Annotated in this window: 19 protein-coding genes; 10 read left to right on the top strand and 9 right to left on the bottom strand. The window is 73.7% G+C overall.

The genetic code is table 11. The features are described from left to right. Positions 1 to 22 precede the first annotated feature (22 nt). The 4 genes from ACH443_RS08515 to ACH443_RS08500 form a co-directional block, all read right to left on the bottom strand. Positions 23 to 1,171: an FAD-dependent oxidoreductase gene (locus ACH443_RS08515; RefSeq protein ID WP_429762893.1), complete on the bottom strand. Its 1,149-nt coding sequence runs from the start codon at positions 1,169 to 1,171 to the stop codon at positions 23 to 25. Then, on the bottom strand, positions 1,161 to 1,397 hold the full coding sequence (locus ACH443_RS08510) for a helix-turn-helix domain-containing protein (RefSeq protein WP_429762894.1): 237 nt from the start codon (positions 1,395 to 1,397) through the stop codon (positions 1,161 to 1,163). The genes ACH443_RS08515 and ACH443_RS08510 overlap by 11 nt, the downstream gene beginning before the upstream one ends. Continuing rightward, positions 1,397 to 1,876, bottom strand: coding sequence for a DUF2975 domain-containing protein (locus tag ACH443_RS08505; RefSeq protein WP_430590040.1), 480 nt, complete (start codon positions 1,874 to 1,876; stop codon positions 1,397 to 1,399). The genes ACH443_RS08510 and ACH443_RS08505 overlap by 1 nt, the downstream gene beginning before the upstream one ends. Positions 1,877 to 1,958: 82 nt before the next feature. Beyond that, complete coding sequence (locus ACH443_RS08500) at positions 1,959 to 2,624, bottom strand: hypothetical protein (protein ID WP_429762896.1); 666 nt, start codon at positions 2,622 to 2,624, stop codon at positions 1,959 to 1,961. Between the two features lie 57 nt (positions 2,625 to 2,681). Here ACH443_RS08500 and ACH443_RS08495 point away from each other — a divergent pair, with 57 nt between their 5' ends. Next, on the top strand, positions 2,682 to 3,929 hold the full coding sequence (locus ACH443_RS08495) for a low temperature requirement protein A (protein ID WP_430590039.1): 1,248 nt from the start codon (positions 2,682 to 2,684) through the stop codon (positions 3,927 to 3,929). Here the strand turns inward: ACH443_RS08495 and ACH443_RS08490 are convergent. Beyond that, positions 3,853 to 4,701 (bottom strand): alpha/beta hydrolase, encoded by an 849-nt coding sequence (locus ACH443_RS08490; protein ID WP_430590038.1) that lies wholly within the window; start codon positions 4,699 to 4,701, stop codon positions 3,853 to 3,855. The two genes, ACH443_RS08495 and ACH443_RS08490, sit on opposite strands and share 77 nt — an antisense overlap. A 77-nt stretch (positions 4,702 to 4,778) precedes the next feature. On the opposite strand from ACH443_RS08490, the gene ACH443_RS08485 reads away from it, so the two are divergent. Genes ACH443_RS08485 through ACH443_RS08475 form a run of 3 tightly spaced genes read left to right on the top strand, consistent with a single transcriptional unit; the run spans position 4,779 to position 7,153 of the window. Next, entirely contained in the window at positions 4,779 to 5,381 is a 603-nt protein-coding gene (locus tag ACH443_RS08485; protein WP_429762899.1) for a sugar O-acetyltransferase, read from the top strand. Beyond that, complete coding sequence (locus ACH443_RS08480; RefSeq protein WP_429762900.1) at positions 5,374 to 5,943, top strand: TetR/AcrR family transcriptional regulator; 570 nt, start codon at positions 5,374 to 5,376, stop codon at positions 5,941 to 5,943. Before ACH443_RS08485 ends, ACH443_RS08480 begins: the two co-directional genes overlap by 8 nt. Further along, positions 5,936 to 7,153 (top strand): MFS transporter, encoded by a 1,218-nt coding sequence (locus tag ACH443_RS08475; RefSeq protein WP_430590037.1) that lies wholly within the window; start codon positions 5,936 to 5,938, stop codon positions 7,151 to 7,153. The genes ACH443_RS08480 and ACH443_RS08475 overlap by 8 nt, the downstream gene beginning before the upstream one ends. Here ACH443_RS08475 and ACH443_RS08470 read toward each other — a convergent pair. Next, on the bottom strand, positions 7,107 to 7,538 hold the full coding sequence (locus tag ACH443_RS08470) for a VOC family protein (protein WP_430555560.1): 432 nt from the start codon (positions 7,536 to 7,538) through the stop codon (positions 7,107 to 7,109). The genes ACH443_RS08475 and ACH443_RS08470 overlap by 47 nt on opposite strands. A gap of 71 nt (positions 7,539 to 7,609) precedes the next feature. Here ACH443_RS08470 and ACH443_RS08465 point away from each other — a divergent pair, with 71 nt between their 5' ends. Continuing rightward, entirely contained in the window at positions 7,610 to 8,665 is a 1,056-nt protein-coding gene (locus ACH443_RS08465) for a YdcF family protein (protein WP_430590036.1), read from the top strand. A gap of 33 nt (positions 8,666 to 8,698) precedes the next feature. Here ACH443_RS08465 and ACH443_RS08460 read toward each other — a convergent pair whose 3' ends face one another. Then, positions 8,699 to 9,484, bottom strand: a complete 786-nt coding sequence (locus ACH443_RS08460; RefSeq protein WP_429762903.1) for a helix-turn-helix domain-containing protein — start codon at positions 9,482 to 9,484, stop codon at positions 8,699 to 8,701. A 115-nt stretch (positions 9,485 to 9,599) separates the two neighbouring features. On the opposite strand from ACH443_RS08460, the gene ACH443_RS08455 reads away from it, so the two are divergent. Beyond that, positions 9,600 to 9,953 carry a nuclear transport factor 2 family protein gene (locus ACH443_RS08455; RefSeq protein ID WP_429762904.1) on the top strand — a complete coding sequence of 118 codons (354 nt, stop codon included), beginning with the start codon at positions 9,600 to 9,602 and terminating at the stop codon, positions 9,951 to 9,953. Positions 9,954 to 10,059: 106 nt separating this feature from the next. Here ACH443_RS08455 and ACH443_RS08450 read toward each other — a convergent pair whose 3' ends face one another. Further along, positions 10,060 to 11,550, bottom strand: a complete 1,491-nt coding sequence (locus ACH443_RS08450; protein WP_429762905.1) for an MFS transporter — start codon at positions 11,548 to 11,550, stop codon at positions 10,060 to 10,062. An 85-nt stretch (positions 11,551 to 11,635) separates the two neighbouring features. Between ACH443_RS08450 and ACH443_RS08445 the strand changes: the two genes are divergently transcribed. From ACH443_RS08445 to glmS, 4 genes are all read left to right on the top strand, one after another. Beyond that, positions 11,636 to 12,112: a MarR family winged helix-turn-helix transcriptional regulator gene (locus ACH443_RS08445; protein ID WP_430555557.1), complete on the top strand. Its 477-nt coding sequence runs from the start codon at positions 11,636 to 11,638 to the stop codon at positions 12,110 to 12,112. 171 nt (positions 12,113 to 12,283) lie between these two features. Then, positions 12,284 to 12,529 carry a DUF2180 family protein gene (locus tag ACH443_RS08440; RefSeq protein ID WP_429762907.1) on the top strand — a complete coding sequence of 82 codons (246 nt, stop codon included), beginning with the start codon at positions 12,284 to 12,286 and terminating at the stop codon, positions 12,527 to 12,529. Positions 12,530 to 12,618: 89 nt separating this feature from the next. Next, a complete protein-coding gene (locus tag ACH443_RS08435; RefSeq protein ID WP_429762908.1) occupies positions 12,619 to 12,879 on the top strand; it encodes a hypothetical protein in 261 nt (86 codons plus the stop codon). A 28-nt stretch (positions 12,880 to 12,907) separates the two neighbouring features. Beyond that, on the top strand, positions 12,908 to 14,746 hold the full coding sequence (gene glmS / locus ACH443_RS08430; protein ID WP_429762909.1) for a glutamine--fructose-6-phosphate transaminase (isomerizing): 1,839 nt from the start codon (positions 12,908 to 12,910) through the stop codon (positions 14,744 to 14,746). A gap of 39 nt (positions 14,747 to 14,785) precedes the next feature. Here the strand turns inward: glmS and ACH443_RS08425 are convergent, their stop codons facing one another. After that, positions 14,786 to 15,202 (bottom strand): VOC family protein, encoded by a 417-nt coding sequence (locus ACH443_RS08425; protein WP_429762910.1) that lies wholly within the window; start codon positions 15,200 to 15,202, stop codon positions 14,786 to 14,788. Positions 15,203 to 15,336 lie beyond the last annotated feature (134 nt).

Genomic DNA, 15,336 nt, shown 5'->3' with positions numbered 1-15,336 from the left:
CTTCACCAAGCCACAGTTAAGCCTAGCGCGCTAGCCTTAACTGTGGCTTGGTGACAGGGTGAAGATCGGGGAACGACCCGTGCCCGAAGAGGATCCGCCGGGCGGCGGCGCGACCGGGCGGGGTGCGCAGCGCGGCGACGCCCGCGGCGGCGACGGCGGGCGTACGCACCAGCGACAGCCCGCGGCGCATCGTGAGCCGCCCGCGGAACCGGGCGCGCAGCGCCGCGCCGTCGTACCGCGAGAGCTCGCGCCTGTCGCCGGTGCGCAGGGCACGGTCGAGGACGTCGGCCGCGTGCGCGGACAGCCGCAGGCACGGGTCGAGGCCGCCCGCCGTGAGGGGCGAGACGGCGCCCGCGGCGTCGCCCACGAGCAGGCCGCGCGGCCCGGCGATCCGGCGCAGCAGCCCGCCCACGGGGATAGGGCCGGCGCGCCGCTCGACGGCGTCGGGCACCGGCGCGCCCGCGAGGCCGGGCGCCGTGGCGGCGAAGCGGCGCAGCGCGTCGCGCAGGCCGTGCGGGTACCGGTCGGGATACCCGGCGACACCCACGTGCGCGTGCTGGCCGTCGTCGAGCACCCACGCGAGGTACCCGGGCGCGAGGCGGGGGTCGAGCACGCAGTGGAAGGCGGGCACGACGCCGGCCCGGTGCGGAACGGAGAAGACCTCCTCCGCCCCGACCAGCAGCTCGCGGTTGCGGTCGAGGCCCAGCTCCCGCGCGACGGCGGACCGGGCGCCGTCGGCCCCGACGACGAACGTCGCGCGCGCCTCGACCGGGCCGCCAGGACCGTGCAGCAGGTGCACGTCGCCGCGCGAGCCGAGGTAGCGGGTGCCGAGCTCGATCCGCACGCCCGCGACGGCGGCCCGCGCGGCCAGCTCCAGGTACAGCGCGGCCATGTCGCCCACGCGGAACTCGTCGTGCCTGCTGTCGAGGGTGACGGGGTCCCGGTGCGACGGCGGGTAGAGCACCATCCGCCGGACCGGCGGCCCGAGGTGCTCGGGCGGCAGGTCGAAGTCCTCCAGCGTGCGGCGCACGAAGATGCCGGTGGTGCGCACGGTGGTGTCGAGGCGGGTACGCCGGTCCGCGAGGACGACGTCGTGCCCGTGCCGCGCGAGCTCCGTCGCCGTCCACAGCCCGGCGAGCCCTGCCCCGACCACGAGCACGTCAGCCCGCATCGTGCGCACCCCCGTCGGGCTCGTCGTCGACCCACTCCAGCAGGTCTCCCGGCTGGCAGCCGAGCACGCGGCACATGGCCTCGAGGGTGGCGAAGCGGACGGCCTTGGCCCGCCCGTTCTTGAGGACGGCGACGTTGGCGGGCGTGAGCCCCACGCGTTCGGCGAACTCGCCCACGCTCAGCTTGCGCCGGGCGAGCTCCACGTCGAGGCGGACGACGATCGGCATCAGATCACCCCGTCGAGGTCGGTGCGCAGCTCGGTGGCCTGGCGCAGGAGCGCGCGCAGCACCACCATCAGCAGCCCGACGGCGGCGCCCACGAGCAGCACCCCGAGCAGCAGCGCTGCCAGCCCCGCCAGCCCTTCCGCGGCGACGAGCAGCGCGAAGGCCACCAGCACGAGCAGCCACGCCCCGGCCACGGCGGCCACGATGCCGTTGACCCAGACCATCGCGTGGTCGGAGAAGATCCGGTCGTCGCGCACCATCGTCAGCAGCCGCCACGTGCACACGATGACCGCCTCGACGCAGGCGAGGCCGACGACGGCGAGCACGAGGAGCGGCCAGCGTAGGGGAGCGAGGTCGGGGGACTCGTCGGCCATCCGCGCGAACGCGGCGGGCAGCACGGCGAACTGGGTGGCGACGAGGGCGGCGAAGACGGCGACGAGCAGGCCGCGGAGCGGTCCGACGAGGCGCTGGGTGCGGGACATGGCGACGAGAGTGCCGCCCTTACCTATCGAAAGTCAATAGGTATCGATCGCTTCGCAGTGTCTCCGCAGGATCTCCCCGCGGTCAGTCGTCGCCCTCGAACAGCCCGCCGTCGAGCAGCCAGTGGTAGCGCAGGCGCAGCGCGCGCTCGGTGCTCGCCAGGATCGTCGCGACCAGGAGCGCGACGTTGAGGCCCGCGGGCAGCCGGACCGGCGAGGTGAACGCGCCGAACCGCTCGGCGACGGGCGGGACCTGCGAGATCTGCTCGACGATCTGCGGGACGCCGAGCACCAGCGCGACCGCGAGGACGACCCAGGCGACCGCCCCGATGCCGCGGCTCAGGCCGGGGCGGTCGCGCTCCAGGCGGGCGCGGCGCCCCTCGGCGGAGGCGGGGTCGGGCGCGAGCTGGCGCTCGCGGCCGTCGGGGGTCACGTAGTGGCAGCGGCGGAGCCCGTAGCTGCTGGTGGCCACCTGGACGACGCCGCCGGTGACGGGGAGCTCGGCGGGGAGCCGCGACGTGGCGGCGTGCACGCCGTCGCGGTAGAGCCGGGCCCGCACGTCGCCGTCGTCGGAGTCGCCCCAGAGCCGCACGTCGACCGACCACCGCTCGGGCACGCCGCCGTCGCCCACGAGGTCCAGGTGGAAGAGGGCGCGGGACAGCGGCTGCCACCACCGGAAGCGCTGCAGGGCGTGCCCGTCCCCGGGCCTGATCCGGCGCGCGGCGCGCCGACGTCTGCGGTCCGAGAACATCCCCGGCAGCGTAGCCGGGCCCGCGACCCGTGGCCCGTCGGGCACGACGGGTGCACGATGGCTCGCGTGAGCACGCCCGAGACGCCGCCGCGGTCCCGCCTGGTACGCATGGCCGCCCGCGACCCGCACGAGCCGGGCCGCACCGCGAGCCCGCTGGAGCTGTTCTTCGACCTGGTCTTCGTGGTCGCGGTGAGCGTCGCGTCCGTCCAGCTGCACCACGCCCTCACGGAGGGGCACGTCGGGAGCGGGCTGCTGTCGTACGGGATGGTGTTCTTCGCGATCTGGTGGGCGTGGATGAACTTCACCTGGTTCGCCACGTCGTTCGACACCGACGACTGGCTCTACCGCGTGCTGACGATCGTGCAGATGTCGGGCGTGCTCGTGCTCGCCGCGGGGATCGAGAGCGTGTTCGTCGACGGCGACTTCACCGTCGTCGTCGCCGGGTACGTCCTCATGCGCGTGGCGATGATCGCGCAGTGGCTGCGCGCGTCCGGCACGGACGGACCCACCCGCGCCGCGACGCGCGCCTATGCCGCGGGCATCGCCGTCGTCCAGCTCTGCTGGCTGGCCTTCCTCGCGCTGCCCCCGGGCTGGCAGGGCGCGGCGTGGGTCGTGCTCGCCGCGGCCGAGCTGGCCGTCCCGGTGGTCGCCGAGCGCCGCGGCCGCACCCCTTGGCACCCGCACCACATCACGGAGCGGTACGGCCTGTTCACCCTGATCCTGCTCGGCGAGAGCCTGCTCGCGTCGTCCAACGCGATCATCGAGGCGCTGCACGACGAGCAGGACCTCGGGTCCCTGATCTCGATCGCCGTGCTGACCGTCGTCGTGACGGCCGCGCTGTGGTGGATCTACTTCTGGCCCCCGCACCACCGCGCGCTGGGGGAGGACGCCCGCCTGTCGCGGTCGCTGCGCTACGGCTACGTGCACTACTTCGTCTTCGCCGCCGCGGGCGCGTTCTCCGCCGGCATCGAGGTGGAGATCGACGCGCTCACCGGGCACACCGCGCTGTCCGACGTCGGGGCGTCGTTCACGGTCACGATCCCCATCGCCGTGTTCGTGCTGGGCGTCTGGTGGCTCGCCATCCGTGACAACGCCGACCGTGTCGTCAACACGGTGGTCCCGGTGGGCGCGCTGCTGGTGCTGTGCGACCCCGTGATCCCGGTGCCCGTCACCCTCACCGCCCTGATCATGGTGGTGATCGTCGTGGTGCTGGTGCTGCACCCGCCGCTCAGCGCGACGCGACCTCCGCGAGCAGGTCGGCGGCAGGGGCCGGGTGCACCAGCCATCCCAGGTGGCTCGAGCTGAGGTCGCGCACGTCGTACGGGTTGTCGGGGGTCAGCGCGTCGCCCTCGCGGATCATCCGGTCCTGCATGGCGAGCGGCATGCTCGCGTCGTGGGTGAGCCGCACGAAGGTGCGCGGCAGGGTGCCCCACGTGGCGGCCTGCGCCCGGTCGTCCGAGGTGCCGACGTCGAGGTTCTCGTCAGGCTGGAAGCTGTTGAGGAAGGTGCGGAACTCGTCGTCGGTGCCGTCGGCGAGGAACGCGGCCTTGAGGCCGGCGAGCACGTCCGGGTCGGCGGTGCGGAAGTTGCAGCGCAGCAGGCCGACGTCGGCGGGGTTCGCCGCCGCGGCGCCGGCGACCGCCGCCGGGTCGAAGGACGCCATCTCCGGCTCGGCGTAGTAGTCGCCCACGTCGAGGTCCACCGGTGCCCACGCCGACACGTACACGAGCCGGTCGACGAGGTCGGGGCGGGCGTTCGCGACCGCGGTCACGGTGACGCCGCCACGGCTGTGCCCGACGAGGACCACGGGCCCGTGCTCGCGCACCCGCTCGAGCACCCCGATCACGTGCGCGGCGTTGTCCGCGAGGGTCACGCCCTTGATCGCGCCGGGCGCCGTCGCGAGCCCGGCGAGATCCTGCGGCGCCTGGTACTCCACCGGGAACGTGGCCGCGAACCCGTGGCCGGGGAGGTCGACGGCGAGCGAGCGGAGGCCCCGCAGGGCGAGCTCCGCCTGCAGCGGCGCGAACGAGAAGGAGTTGGCGAAGGCGCCGTGGACCAGCACGAGAGTCGGATTCACGAAAGGGACGATAGCGACTTCCCGGTCGGCTGCCACCGGTGTCGGGCGGGCCGGGAGCACTGTGTACGATCGTACGCATGACGACCGACCACTTCGCCGGTGACTCGCGCACGAACCACGAGCGCATGATCGCCGGTGACCTGTACATCGCGGACGACCCGGAGATCGAACGACGCGCCCAGCGCGCCGCCCGGCTCCAGGACGAGTACGCCCGGACCGCGCCGGGCGACCCGGCGGCCGCCGGGTCGATCCTCGCCGACCTGCTCGGCACACTGGGGGAGGGCGCGGTGGTCCGGCCGCCGCTGTTCGTGGACTACGGGGAGAACCTCCACGTCGGCGCGCGCACGTTCGTCAACTACCACCTCACCGCGCTGGACGTGGCGCCGATCGTCATCGGCGAGGACTGCCAGATCGGCCCCAACGTGCAGCTCCTGACCCCGACGCACCCCGTCGAGCCCACGCCGCGCCGCGACAAGCTGGAGGCCGCGAAGCCCATCACGCTGGGCGACAACGTGTGGCTCGGTGGTGGTGTCATCGTCTGCCCGGGCGTCACCATCGGCGACAACTCGGTGATCGGAGCGGGCTCCGTCGTCACGCGTGACGTCCCGGCGAACGTGGTCGCGGTGGGCAACCCTGCGCGCGTGGTCCGCAGCATCGAGGAGGACGCCCCGCGTGGCTGAGCGCCGCGCACGCCGGACCGACCCTGGGCGGCGCGACCGGATCATCGACGCCTGCCTCGACGTCGTCGTCGCCGCGGGCGTAAGCGGGACGTCGCACCGCCGGGTCGCCCAGGCGGCGGACGTGCCGCTCGGCTCCATGACCTACCACTTCACCGGCATGGACGAGCTGTTGCGCGAGGCGTTCACCCGGTTCGCGCACGCGGGGAGCGACGAGTTCGAGCGACGACTCGCGGGCGCCACCAGCCCCGACGAGGCGCGGGCGGCGGTGGTCGGCCTCGTCACCGACCTGTCCACCACCCGCCGCGACCTCGTGCTCACCCACGAGCTGTACACGCTCGCGGCGCGCGAGCCGTCGTTCCGCGACATCACGAACGCATGGATGGCGCGGTCGCGCCGTGCGCTCGAACGACACTTCGACCCGACGACGGCCCGCCTGCTCGATGCACTCGTCGAGGGCCTCGTCCTGCACCGCGCCCTCGACCGTCCAGACGAGCGGGGCGACGGGGGGCCGCACGACGCCGGCCTGGTGGCCGACGCCGTCGAGAGGATCACCCGTGCCTGACCCGAACCGCCGCCGCCTGTCGCTGTTCTCGCTGACGCTGCTCGTCGGGCTCGGCATGTCGTCCTGGATCACGCGCACGCCCGACGTCCGGGACGCGCTCGGCGCCTCCACGGCGGGGATGGGGCTGGTCCTCTTCGGGCTGTCCGTCGGCTCGATGACGGGCGTGCTGTCGGCGGGGCCCGTCGTGCGCCGCCGGGGCGCCCGCCCGGTGATCCTCGTCGGCTCCCTCCTGGTGGTGGCCGGCGTCGTGGTCATCGGCCTGGCCGCCGCCGCGGGCCTCGCGGCGGGGGCGTTCGCCGGCCTGCTGCTCGTGGGCCTGGGCGGCGGGCTCGGCGAGATCGGCCTCAACATCGAGGGCGCGGCCCTCGAGGTCGAGTCCGGGCGGCCGGTGCTGCCCGCCCTGCACGGCAGCTTCAGCCTCGGCACCGTGGTCGGCGCCCTCGTGGGCATCGCGCTCACGGCGCTGGACTTCCCCGTGGTGTGGCACCTGCTCGCGATGGCGGCGGTCATGGCCGCGCTCGTGGCCTGGGCGATGCCGGGCATCCCGGCGGGCACGGGGCGCGAGGAGGTCCGGGAGGCGGGGGAGAGCGCCCCACGCGAGCGCCGCCCCAGCGTGTGGCGCGACGGGCGCCTGGTGCTCATCGGCGTCGTCGTGCTCGCGATGGCGTTCGCGGAGGGTGCCGCCAACGACTGGCTGCCCCTGCTCATGGTCGACGGCCACGGGATGTCGGCCACGCACGGGTCGCTGGTCTATGCCGGCTTCGCCGCGGCGATGACGGTGGGCCGGTTCGCGGGCGGGCCGGTGGTCGAGCGGTTCGGCCGCGCCGCGGTGCTGTCCGTGAGCGCCGTGTGCGCGATCGCCGGCATCCTCGCCGTGGTGTTCGCGCCGAGCCCGGTGGTGGCGGGCGTCGCGGTGGCGCTGTGGGGCCTCGGGGCCTCGCTCGGGTTCCCGGTCGCGATCTCCGCGGCGGGCGACGACCCGGAGCGCGGCGCCGAGCGCGTCAGCGCCGTCGCCACCAGCGGCTACCTCGCGTTCCTCGTGGGCCCGCCGCTGCTCGGCTTCCTCGGCGAGCACCTGGGGCTGCGGCTCGCGATGCTCGCCGTCGTCGTGCTGCTCGTCGTGGCGGCCTTCGCCGCCCGCGCCGCCGCGCCGCGCCCCCGGGTCACGCCTCCCGGGCCGCCAGCACCGCGGCCCGCTCGGGCTCGCTGAGCAGGATGCAGAACTCGTTGCCCTCCGGGTCGGCGAGCACCACCCAGCCGCCCTGGCCCTCGGGGCTGCGACGGTCCGCCACCTGCGTGGCGCCGAGGGCGAGCAGGCGCTCCACCTCCTCGGCCTGCGTGCGGTCGGTGGGACGCAGGTCGAGGTGGCCGCGGTTCTTCACCGTCTTGGGCTCCGGCACCTCGATGAACAGCAGGTGCCCGTGGCTCTCGGCGGGCGCGTCGTGGCCGGCGGGCGGCACGATCATGCACTCCTCGTGGCCGGGCAGGTTGGGGTCGCCCGGCACGTCGACGTAGCCGAGCACCTGCTTCCACCACTCGGACTGGGCGTAGGCGTCGCGGCAGTCGAACGTCGTGTGCGAGATGCGTGAGGTCATCCCCGCATCCGACCACGACGCGCCACGCGCACCCAGGCTTTATCGCGGCCGGTCCGCCCTATCCTGCGGACGTGAGTGCCGAGGTCAACGCCACCGTCTGGTCCGTCGTCGTCTCGGCGGTGATCTGCGGCCTGTGGGTCGCCTGGCTGGTGCACTCGCTGCGGGTGGACCGGCGCCGCCTGCGCAACGGGTTCCTCGCCCTCGCCGTCGTCTACACGGGCGTGGGGCTGCTGGGGCAGCTCGTCGCGCTGGTGCCCGGCGGCACCACGGCCATGGGATGGCTCAGCCTCCTCCTGTTCGGCGTCCTCGGCCTGGGGCTGCTGGTGCTGCCCGTCTTCCTGGTGGCCAACGGGCTGACGATGGTGCGCCGCGAGCGCCGCAGCCTCGGCAACCTCCTGTCGCTGCTGGTCGGGGTGGCCATGCTGGCCGCGCCGTTCGTCGCCGCCGCGCCGTTCCTGCTGCGGGTGCCCTGGACCATCGGGCTGGTCGTGGGGCTGGCGATGGGTACGGCGTGGCTCGGGTTCGTGTTCCTGGGGTTCGTGACCCAGACGCTGCTGTACCGCCGGTACGCGGCCCGTGTGCCCGCCCGCGGCGTCATCGTGCTGGGCTCCAAGGTGGTGGGCGGCCGGGTGCCGCCGCTGCTCGCGGCCCGCCTCACGGCCGGTCGGGACGCCGCGGACCGGCTGGGGTCCGACGGCGTCCCGGTGCCGATCGTCCCCTCCGGCGGGCAGGGCGCGGACGAGGACCGGCCGGAGGGCGTCGCGATGGGGGAGTGGCTCGTCGACCACGGTGTGCCCGCCGACCGCGTGCTCGTGGAGGACCGGGCGCGGACCACCCGCGAGAACCTCACCCTGGGCGTCGCCGTGCTGCGGGAGCACGGCACCGACGGACCGTACCTCGTCGCGACGAACAACTATCACGCGCCGCGGGCGGCCATGGAGGCGATGGACCTCGGCCTCGACGTGCACGCGGTGGGGGCGCCGACGGCGGGCTACTTCTTCCCCAGCGCCTACCTGCGCGAGTTCGTCGCGGTGCTGCGCCGCCGCCCCGCGGTGCACGTCGTGGCGGCGGCGGGCATCGCCGTCGTGGTGGTCCTGGTGACCGTCGTGGCGGTCGCCGGGGCCTAGGGCCCGTCTCCCCGAGGGGTGGTGCGGCGGGCGTCAGGGGTTCAGGAGCTGCCGGGTGCGGTCGTCGGCAGGCAGGAAGGTCTCAAGGTGGAGACCGTGGAGGGTGACGTCGGAGGCGCCCTCGATCTGGCTGGCCACGCTGAACATCCGGAGCACCTCCCCACCGGCCTCGATCTCCAGCGGGACGACCGGGTCGCCCGACGGTCGGGTGGGGGGCTCGCCGTCGTCGCAGGGGTAGCCGATGACGTCTTCTCGGAGCGCGACCAGGTCGTGGTCGCCGCCGGTGCGGGCGATGCGCTGCTCGAGCTGGTGAAGCAGGTGCTCGCGCCAGGTGGGCAGGTTGCGGATGCGTGGAGCGAGCCCCTGCGGATGCAGGCAGAGTCGGATCACGTTCAGCGGGGGCTCGAGCAGCCTCGGGTCACAGCCGGCGACCAGCGCATCGACGGGTCGATTGGCATCGACCACGTCCCAACGGTCGTCGAGGAGCAACGCCGGGTACGGCGCGTGGGCGTCCAGCAAGGACCGCAACCCGGCCATCACCGGCGCGAGCGCCTCGTCGTCGGTCGCACGGTGCGGGTAACGGGGAGCAAAGCCCCCCGCGAGCAGAAGGCGGTTCTGCTCGCCCATGGGTACCCGCATCACCTCGGCCAGCCGGACGATCATCTCCGGGGTCGGCCGGGATCTTCCGTTCTCGATGAAGCTCACGTGCCGGGTGCTCACCTGCGCCTGGTTGGCGAGCGCGAGCTGGCTCAAGGATCGCAGCTCACGCCAGCGGCGCAGCTCGTTGCCGACCGAGGGAGCCATCACCGTCGAGGTCATGAGAGGAGCGTAGGCAGCACCCGTCGAAGGGCACCATGACCTCAGAGGTCATCGACCGGACGTCCGACGAGCGGCGAACCTTCGGGTGCAACGTCATTCGAGAAGGGAAGACGCCATGAACGAGATCGTGACCCGCTACCTCGACACCTGGAACGCCACCGACACGTCGGCCCGCGCCGAGCTCCTCACCAGCCACTGGGCCGAGGACTGCGCCTACGTCGACCCGCTCGCCGAGGCGCAGGGCCGCGAAGCGGTCGAGACGACCATCCAGGCCGTCCAGGCTCAGTTCCCCGGGTTCGTGTTCACCCCCGTGGGCGACATCGATGCTCACCATCAGCAGGTCCGCTTCCGGTGGGGCCTCGGACCGGCCGGCGAAGAGCCGGTCGTGATCGGCTTCGACGTGCTCGTGGTCGACGCGGACCGGCGCATCCGCGACGTTCGCGGCTTCCTCGACAAGGTTCCCGCCTGACCCCTCGCCCGACCGATGCCGACAAGGTCCGGTCCCCGGCGCGAGGTCGAGGACCGGACACCTCGGTCGGGTGGCACGGCCGGGGCGTGCGTGGCGCCCTCGCGGCTCAGCCCACCAGGGCGGGCTCGTCGTCGGCGTCGGGGACGGCGGCCAGGTGCCGACCCTCCTCCTGCCCGCTGCGCTGCCGCGGGATGCACAGCACGATCGCCGCGCCGACGGCCGCCGCGACGGCGCCGATGACGAAGCAGAGCTGGAACGCGCCGCCGGTGGGGATGGGTGGCGTGCCCGGCGCCAGCACCGTGGTCCGGCTCGTGAGCACGATCGCCATGACGGCGCCCGCCACGGTGGTGCCGATGGAGCGCATGAGGCTGTTCAGCCCCACGCTCGCGGCCGACTCGGCGGCCGGCACGTTGGTGAGGATGAGCGTGGGCATCGCCGCGTACCCGATGCCGACGCCCGCGGACGCCACGCACGAGGCGAGCATGAGCTGCCACGGCGCGTCCATGAGGAAGACGGCGACGACGTAGCCAAGCGCGAGCACGCCCGCGCCGATCGCCATGGTGCTGCGGCCGCCGAGCCGGGTGAGCAGCCGGGACGAGACCGGCGTGAAGAGCATCATCATGAGGCCCGCCGGGGCCATCCACAGGCCCGCCTCGAGGATCGTCTGACCCAGGCCGTAGCCGGTGGCCTCCGGCATCTCGAGGAGCTGCGGCACGACGATGGACTGCGCCATCATGCCGAACCCGATGAGGACGGCGGCGAGGTTGGTCAGCAGCACGGGACGGCGGGCGGTGGTGCGCAGGTCGACCAGCGGGTCGTCGTGGCGCAGCTCGTACCAGCCCCACAGCAGCAGGACGGCGACGCCGCCCACGACCATGCCGAGGGTGCTCGCGGCGCCCCAGCCCCAGTCGTTCCCCTTGGAGACGCCGACGAGGACCCCCACGAGGCCGATCGCCAGCCCGATCGCGCCGACCACGTCGAGGCGGCCGGGGTGGGCGTCGCGCACGTGCGGCACGACCGTCGCGGTGAGGGCCGTCATGACGACGGCGAGGACGACGGAGACCCAGAACAGCATGTGCCAGTCGAAGTCCTGGGCGATCCACGCGGCCAGGGGCAGACCGAGCGCGCCGCCGACGCCGAGCGTGGCGCTGACGCCCGCGACGGCGGTGTTGCGCAGGTGCGGCGGCGCGATCTCGCGGACCATGCTGATCGCGACGGGGATGTACCCCATCGCGACGCCCTGCAGCACCCGGCCGACCAGCACGGGGCCCACGGAGTCGGAGACGGCGCAGACCAGCGAGCCGACCACCAGCACGGCGGCCGAGACGACGAGCACCGGCTTCTTGCCGTAGAGGTCGGCGAGCCGGCCGGTCACCGGCATCGCGACGCCGCCGCCGAGGAGCGTGGCCGTGACCACCCACGACGCCGTGCTGGCCGACGTCGACAGCAGCTCGGGCAGCTCGCTCTGGATCGGGATGACGAGCGACTGCATGAGCGCGGCGCAGAGGCTGCTGAAGCAGACGACCACGACGACGGCGACGGCCCGCCGATCGGTGCGCGGCGGCGCGTCGGGGGCGGGGGACGGGGAAGAGCTCACGGCACACCTCAAATGTGTAACTTACATAAGACTGTGTGTATGCTACCTGCATATCGACCAGCGTCAACCCTCCGAAGGGATCCCGATGCCGACCGTGACACCGTCGTCCGCGCCGTCGCCCTCGTCGTCCGACCCTGCCGGGCTGACCGACGACCGCCGGGTCGCGGGCCTGCTCTTCCGGCTCGACCTCCACCGCCGCCTCGCGGAGCACCGCAGCCCGCTCGGCACCGCCGACGGTCGCCTCCTGTGGCTGCTCTCCGACGGCCGGCCCCGCACGCTGCGGGAGATCGCCGAGGCGCTGCGGCTCGAGCAGTCCACGGTCAACCGTCAGGTCAACGGGGCGCTCGCGGCCGGGCTGCTGCGGCGGTTCACCGCGCCCGGCCGGTCGGCCCGCCTCCTCGAGCCGACCGAGGAGGGTCTCGCCCGGTTCGAGGAGGCGACCGGCCGGGCGCTCGGCGCGTACGCCGACGGGCTCGCCGTGCTCGGCGCCGACGTGGGCGCCTTCCTCGACCAGCTGGAGCGGTTCGCGGACGCTTACGGGGACGCCGTCCGGGAGGCGTGACGCGCGACCCGGGTGTGACCCAGGTCACCGCGAGCGGGCGGGCGCCGTCCTACCGTGGAGGCATCGATTGGATCACCGCGGGGCCGCCGACGGCCCGGCGCTGACGCCCGCCGACCCTCCTCGACCGGCGCCCGCAGGGCAGGCCGTGACCCGTGGGGAAGGAGGAGTGCGATGAACTGCTACGAGTGCGCCATGCGCGACCGTCGGGAGACGGTGGCGGTGGCGAGCTGCTCCACGTGCGGTGCCGCGGCCTGCGTGGAGCACGTCCGGGTCGGGGCCGCCGTCGTGCACGAGCACTCGCCCGGCAACCCGGCCGACTATCGGCTGCCGGGGCGGAGGCTGTACGACGTGACCTGCGCGCCGCCGGGGTCGGTCACGCCGCAGGAGGCCATGGAGGGCACGGTGCCGGCGAGTTGACGCTGTGACGCCCGTGGCCCTCGGATCAGATCCTGCCCGATTTCGGGCAGGATCTGGCATGTCGGGGCGGCGGGGCGCATGATGTCCCGGTGACCGACGTCGATCTCGTCGCCCGCATCGCGACCTCCACGGGGCTCTCCCCGGCCGAGGCGGAACGCGTCGTCGAGGACGTCCTCGCCTGGTACCGCGAACCGGTGGAGGAGTACGTCCGGCGTCGGCACGCGTCGCTGCGCACCTATGGGCGCCGCAACGAGGAGATCTACGCGCAGATCGCCGCCGAGCTCCGCGACCGCCTGGTCGCGGCGCCGGAGCTCAGCGAGCGCCAGGTCCGTCGCACCATCTACGGCTGAACACCTACGGCTAGGAGCACCCAGACCCATGTGTGGAATCGTCGGCTACGTCGGCCCCCAGCAGGCAGCACCCGTCCTCGTCGAGGGCCTCACGCGGCTGGAGTACCGCGGCTACGACTCGGCCGGCATCGCCGTGCTCAACCCGCGCTCCAGCGCGCACCCGTCGCGCGTCGTGCGCGCCAAGGGTCGCGTGCGCGACCTCGAGGCCGCCCTGCCCGCGCGCCTCGCCGGCACCGTCGGCATCGGCCACACCCGCTGGGCGACGCACGGCGAGCCGAGCGAGCGCAACGCCCACCCGCACACCTCGTTCGACGGCCGCGTGCACGTGGTGCACAACGGCATCATCGACAACTTCCACGCGCTGCGCTCGCGCCTCACCGCCGACGGCGTCGAGCTCACCTCCGACACGGACACCGAGGTCATCGCGCACCTCGTGGCGCGCGAGCTCGCGGCCGGGCTGGGCTTCGAGGACGCCGTGCGCGCCGCCGTCGCGCAGATCGACGGCACCTACGCCCTCGCGGTGGCCGACGTGCAGAACCCGGACCGCGTCGTCGTCGCGCGCAACGGCTCGCCGCTGCTGCTCGGCGTCGGCGACGGCGAGATGTTCGTGGCCTCGGACGCCGCGGCGATCGTGCGCCACACCAGCCAGGTCGTGCTGCTCGACGACGGCGACTTCGCCTCCGTGACGGCCGACGGGTTCCGCACCTTCACCAACGACGAGGAGCACACGGCGCGCGACGCCGTCACGATCGACCTCACCGTCGAGGAGCTGGAGCTGGGCGGCCACGCCCACTTCATGCACAAGGAGATCCACGAGCAGCCTGAGACGGTGGAGCGGATGCTGTCCGGCCGCCTCGACGACCGGTTCGGCACCGCCAAGCTCGACGGCCTCAACCTGGACCCGCGCGAGATGCGCCGGTTCGCCCGCGTGAAGATCCTCGGCTGCGGCTCCGCGTACTACGTGGGCCAGCTCGGGGCGTCCATGATCGAGGACCTGGCGCGCATCCCGGCCGACGCCGAGCCCGCGAGCGAGTTCCGCTACCGCAACCCGATCATCGAGCCCAGCACCCTGTACGTCGTGGTCAGCCAGTCCGGCGAGACCGCCGACACCCTCTTCGCCGTCCGCGAGGTGCAGCGCAAGGGCGGCACCGTCGTCGGGCTCGTCAACGCCGTCGGGTCCTCCATCGCCCGCGAGGTGGACGGCGGCATCTACCTGCACGCCGGGCCCGAGGTGGCGGTCGCGTCGACCAAGGCGCTCACGCACATGGGCGTCGGGTTCGCGCTGCTCGCGCTGGCGCTGGGCCGCGTGCGCGACCTGTCGTTCGCGGACGGCAAGCGCATCATCGCCGGCCTGCGGGCGATCCCCGGGCAGATCGCGCAGATCCTGGGCGACGAGGAGGACCTGTCCGCCGCGGCGAAGGAGCTCTCCGAGGCGCCGAGCCTGTTCTTCATCGGCCGCGTGCGGGGCTACCCGGTGGCGCGCGAGGGCGCGCAGAAGTTCAAGGAGATCACCTACCGGCACGCCGAGGCGTACCCGACGAGCGAGCTCAAGCACGGGCCGCTCGCGCTCATCAGCCCGGAGCTGCCGACGGTCGCGATCATGCCCGCCGACGACCTGCTGGAGCGCAACATCACCGCCGCGCAGGAGATCCGCGCCCGCGGCGGCGCCGTCGTCGCGATCACGCACCCGGGCGTCGAGCTCGGCGACGCCGCGACGGCGCGCATCGAGGTGCCGCGCAACGAGGTGGAGCTCGACCCGATCCTGCTGACGATCCCCACCCAGCTGCTCGGCTACCACGCGGCCGTCGCCCTCGGCGAGGACGTGGACCGGCCGCGCAACCTCGCGAAGTCCGTCACCGTCGAGTGACGACGACGGCGGGGGTGGTGCGGTGGCTCGCCGTGGAGGTCAGCCGCCGACCTCGTCGAGGAGCTGCCGCACCCCCTCGCCGTCCATCAGACCGATGACGTTGCCCGCCGGGTCGGTGAACCAGGCGCCGTCGCCGCCCTCCATGAAGCCTCGGGCGACGCCCTTCTCGTCCTGGTCGAAGCCCTCGTAGCGCTCCAGGCTCACGCCCTTCGCGACGAGGTCGTCCACCACCGGGTCGACGTCGTCCACGGCCAGGTGGAAGACGGTGAACGCCGCCGGGGTGTGGTCCTCCTTGGGGTACACGAACACCGGGGAGCTCGTGTCGAGGTGGAGCACCAGGCCCATGCCTTCGTCCAGGGTCGTGACGCGGAGCCCGAGGGTGTCCGCGTAGAAGCTGCGTGCCGCGTCGAGGTCGTCCACCGAGAAGCTGGAGAACCCGCGTCGAGTCGTGACCATCGCCGTTCCACTCCCTTGTGACCGCCGGTCCCCGGGCGTGGGGAGCCGCCACGAGGGTGCCGGACCTCTCCAGGATCCGTCCGTCGTCCCGTCCACGCCGCTGCCCGGACGACCGGGGGCGGGTGAAGTTCGGC

It is taken from the genome of Isoptericola sp. NPDC019571, assembly GCF_044389385.1.
In the GTDB taxonomy this organism is placed as follows: domain Bacteria; phylum Actinomycetota; class Actinomycetes; order Actinomycetales; family Cellulomonadaceae; genus Isoptericola; species Isoptericola nanjingensis.
Note: the sequence above shows the minus strand (reverse complement) of the source record. Positions and strands in the feature narration are given on the sequence as shown.

Coding starts and splice junctions, on each gene's coding strand:
- ACH443_RS08445 (WP_430555557.1), top strand. CDS start 11,636: ATGCCGACCGTGACACCGTCGTCCGCGCCGTCGCCCTCGTCGTCCGAC.
- glmS (WP_429762909.1), top strand. CDS start 12,908: ATGTGTGGAATCGTCGGCTACGTCGGCCCCCAGCAGGCAGCACCCGTC.
- ACH443_RS08470 (WP_430555560.1), bottom strand. CDS start 7,538: ATGACCTCACGCATCTCGCACACGACGTTCGACTGCCGCGACGCCTAC.
- ACH443_RS08460 (WP_429762903.1), bottom strand. CDS start 9,484: ATGACCTCGACGGTGATGGCTCCCTCGGTCGGCAACGAGCTGCGCCGC.
- ACH443_RS08505 (WP_430590040.1), bottom strand. CDS start 1,876: ATGTCCCGCACCCAGCGCCTCGTCGGACCGCTCCGCGGCCTGCTCGTC.
- ACH443_RS08510 (WP_429762894.1), bottom strand. CDS start 1,397: ATGCCGATCGTCGTCCGCCTCGACGTGGAGCTCGCCCGGCGCAAGCTG.
- ACH443_RS08455 (WP_429762904.1), top strand. CDS start 9,600: ATGAACGAGATCGTGACCCGCTACCTCGACACCTGGAACGCCACCGAC.
- ACH443_RS08440 (WP_429762907.1), top strand. CDS start 12,284: ATGAACTGCTACGAGTGCGCCATGCGCGACCGTCGGGAGACGGTGGCG.
- ACH443_RS08485 (WP_429762899.1), top strand. CDS start 4,779: ATGACGACCGACCACTTCGCCGGTGACTCGCGCACGAACCACGAGCGC.
- ACH443_RS08495 (WP_430590039.1), top strand. CDS start 2,682: ATGGCTCGCGTGAGCACGCCCGAGACGCCGCCGCGGTCCCGCCTGGTA.
- ACH443_RS08425 (WP_429762910.1), bottom strand. CDS start 15,202: ATGGTCACGACTCGACGCGGGTTCTCCAGCTTCTCGGTGGACGACCTC.
- ACH443_RS08515 (WP_429762893.1), bottom strand. CDS start 1,171: ATGCGGGCTGACGTGCTCGTGGTCGGGGCAGGGCTCGCCGGGCTGTGG.
- ACH443_RS08500 (WP_429762896.1), bottom strand. CDS start 2,624: ATGTTCTCGGACCGCAGACGTCGGCGCGCCGCGCGCCGGATCAGGCCC.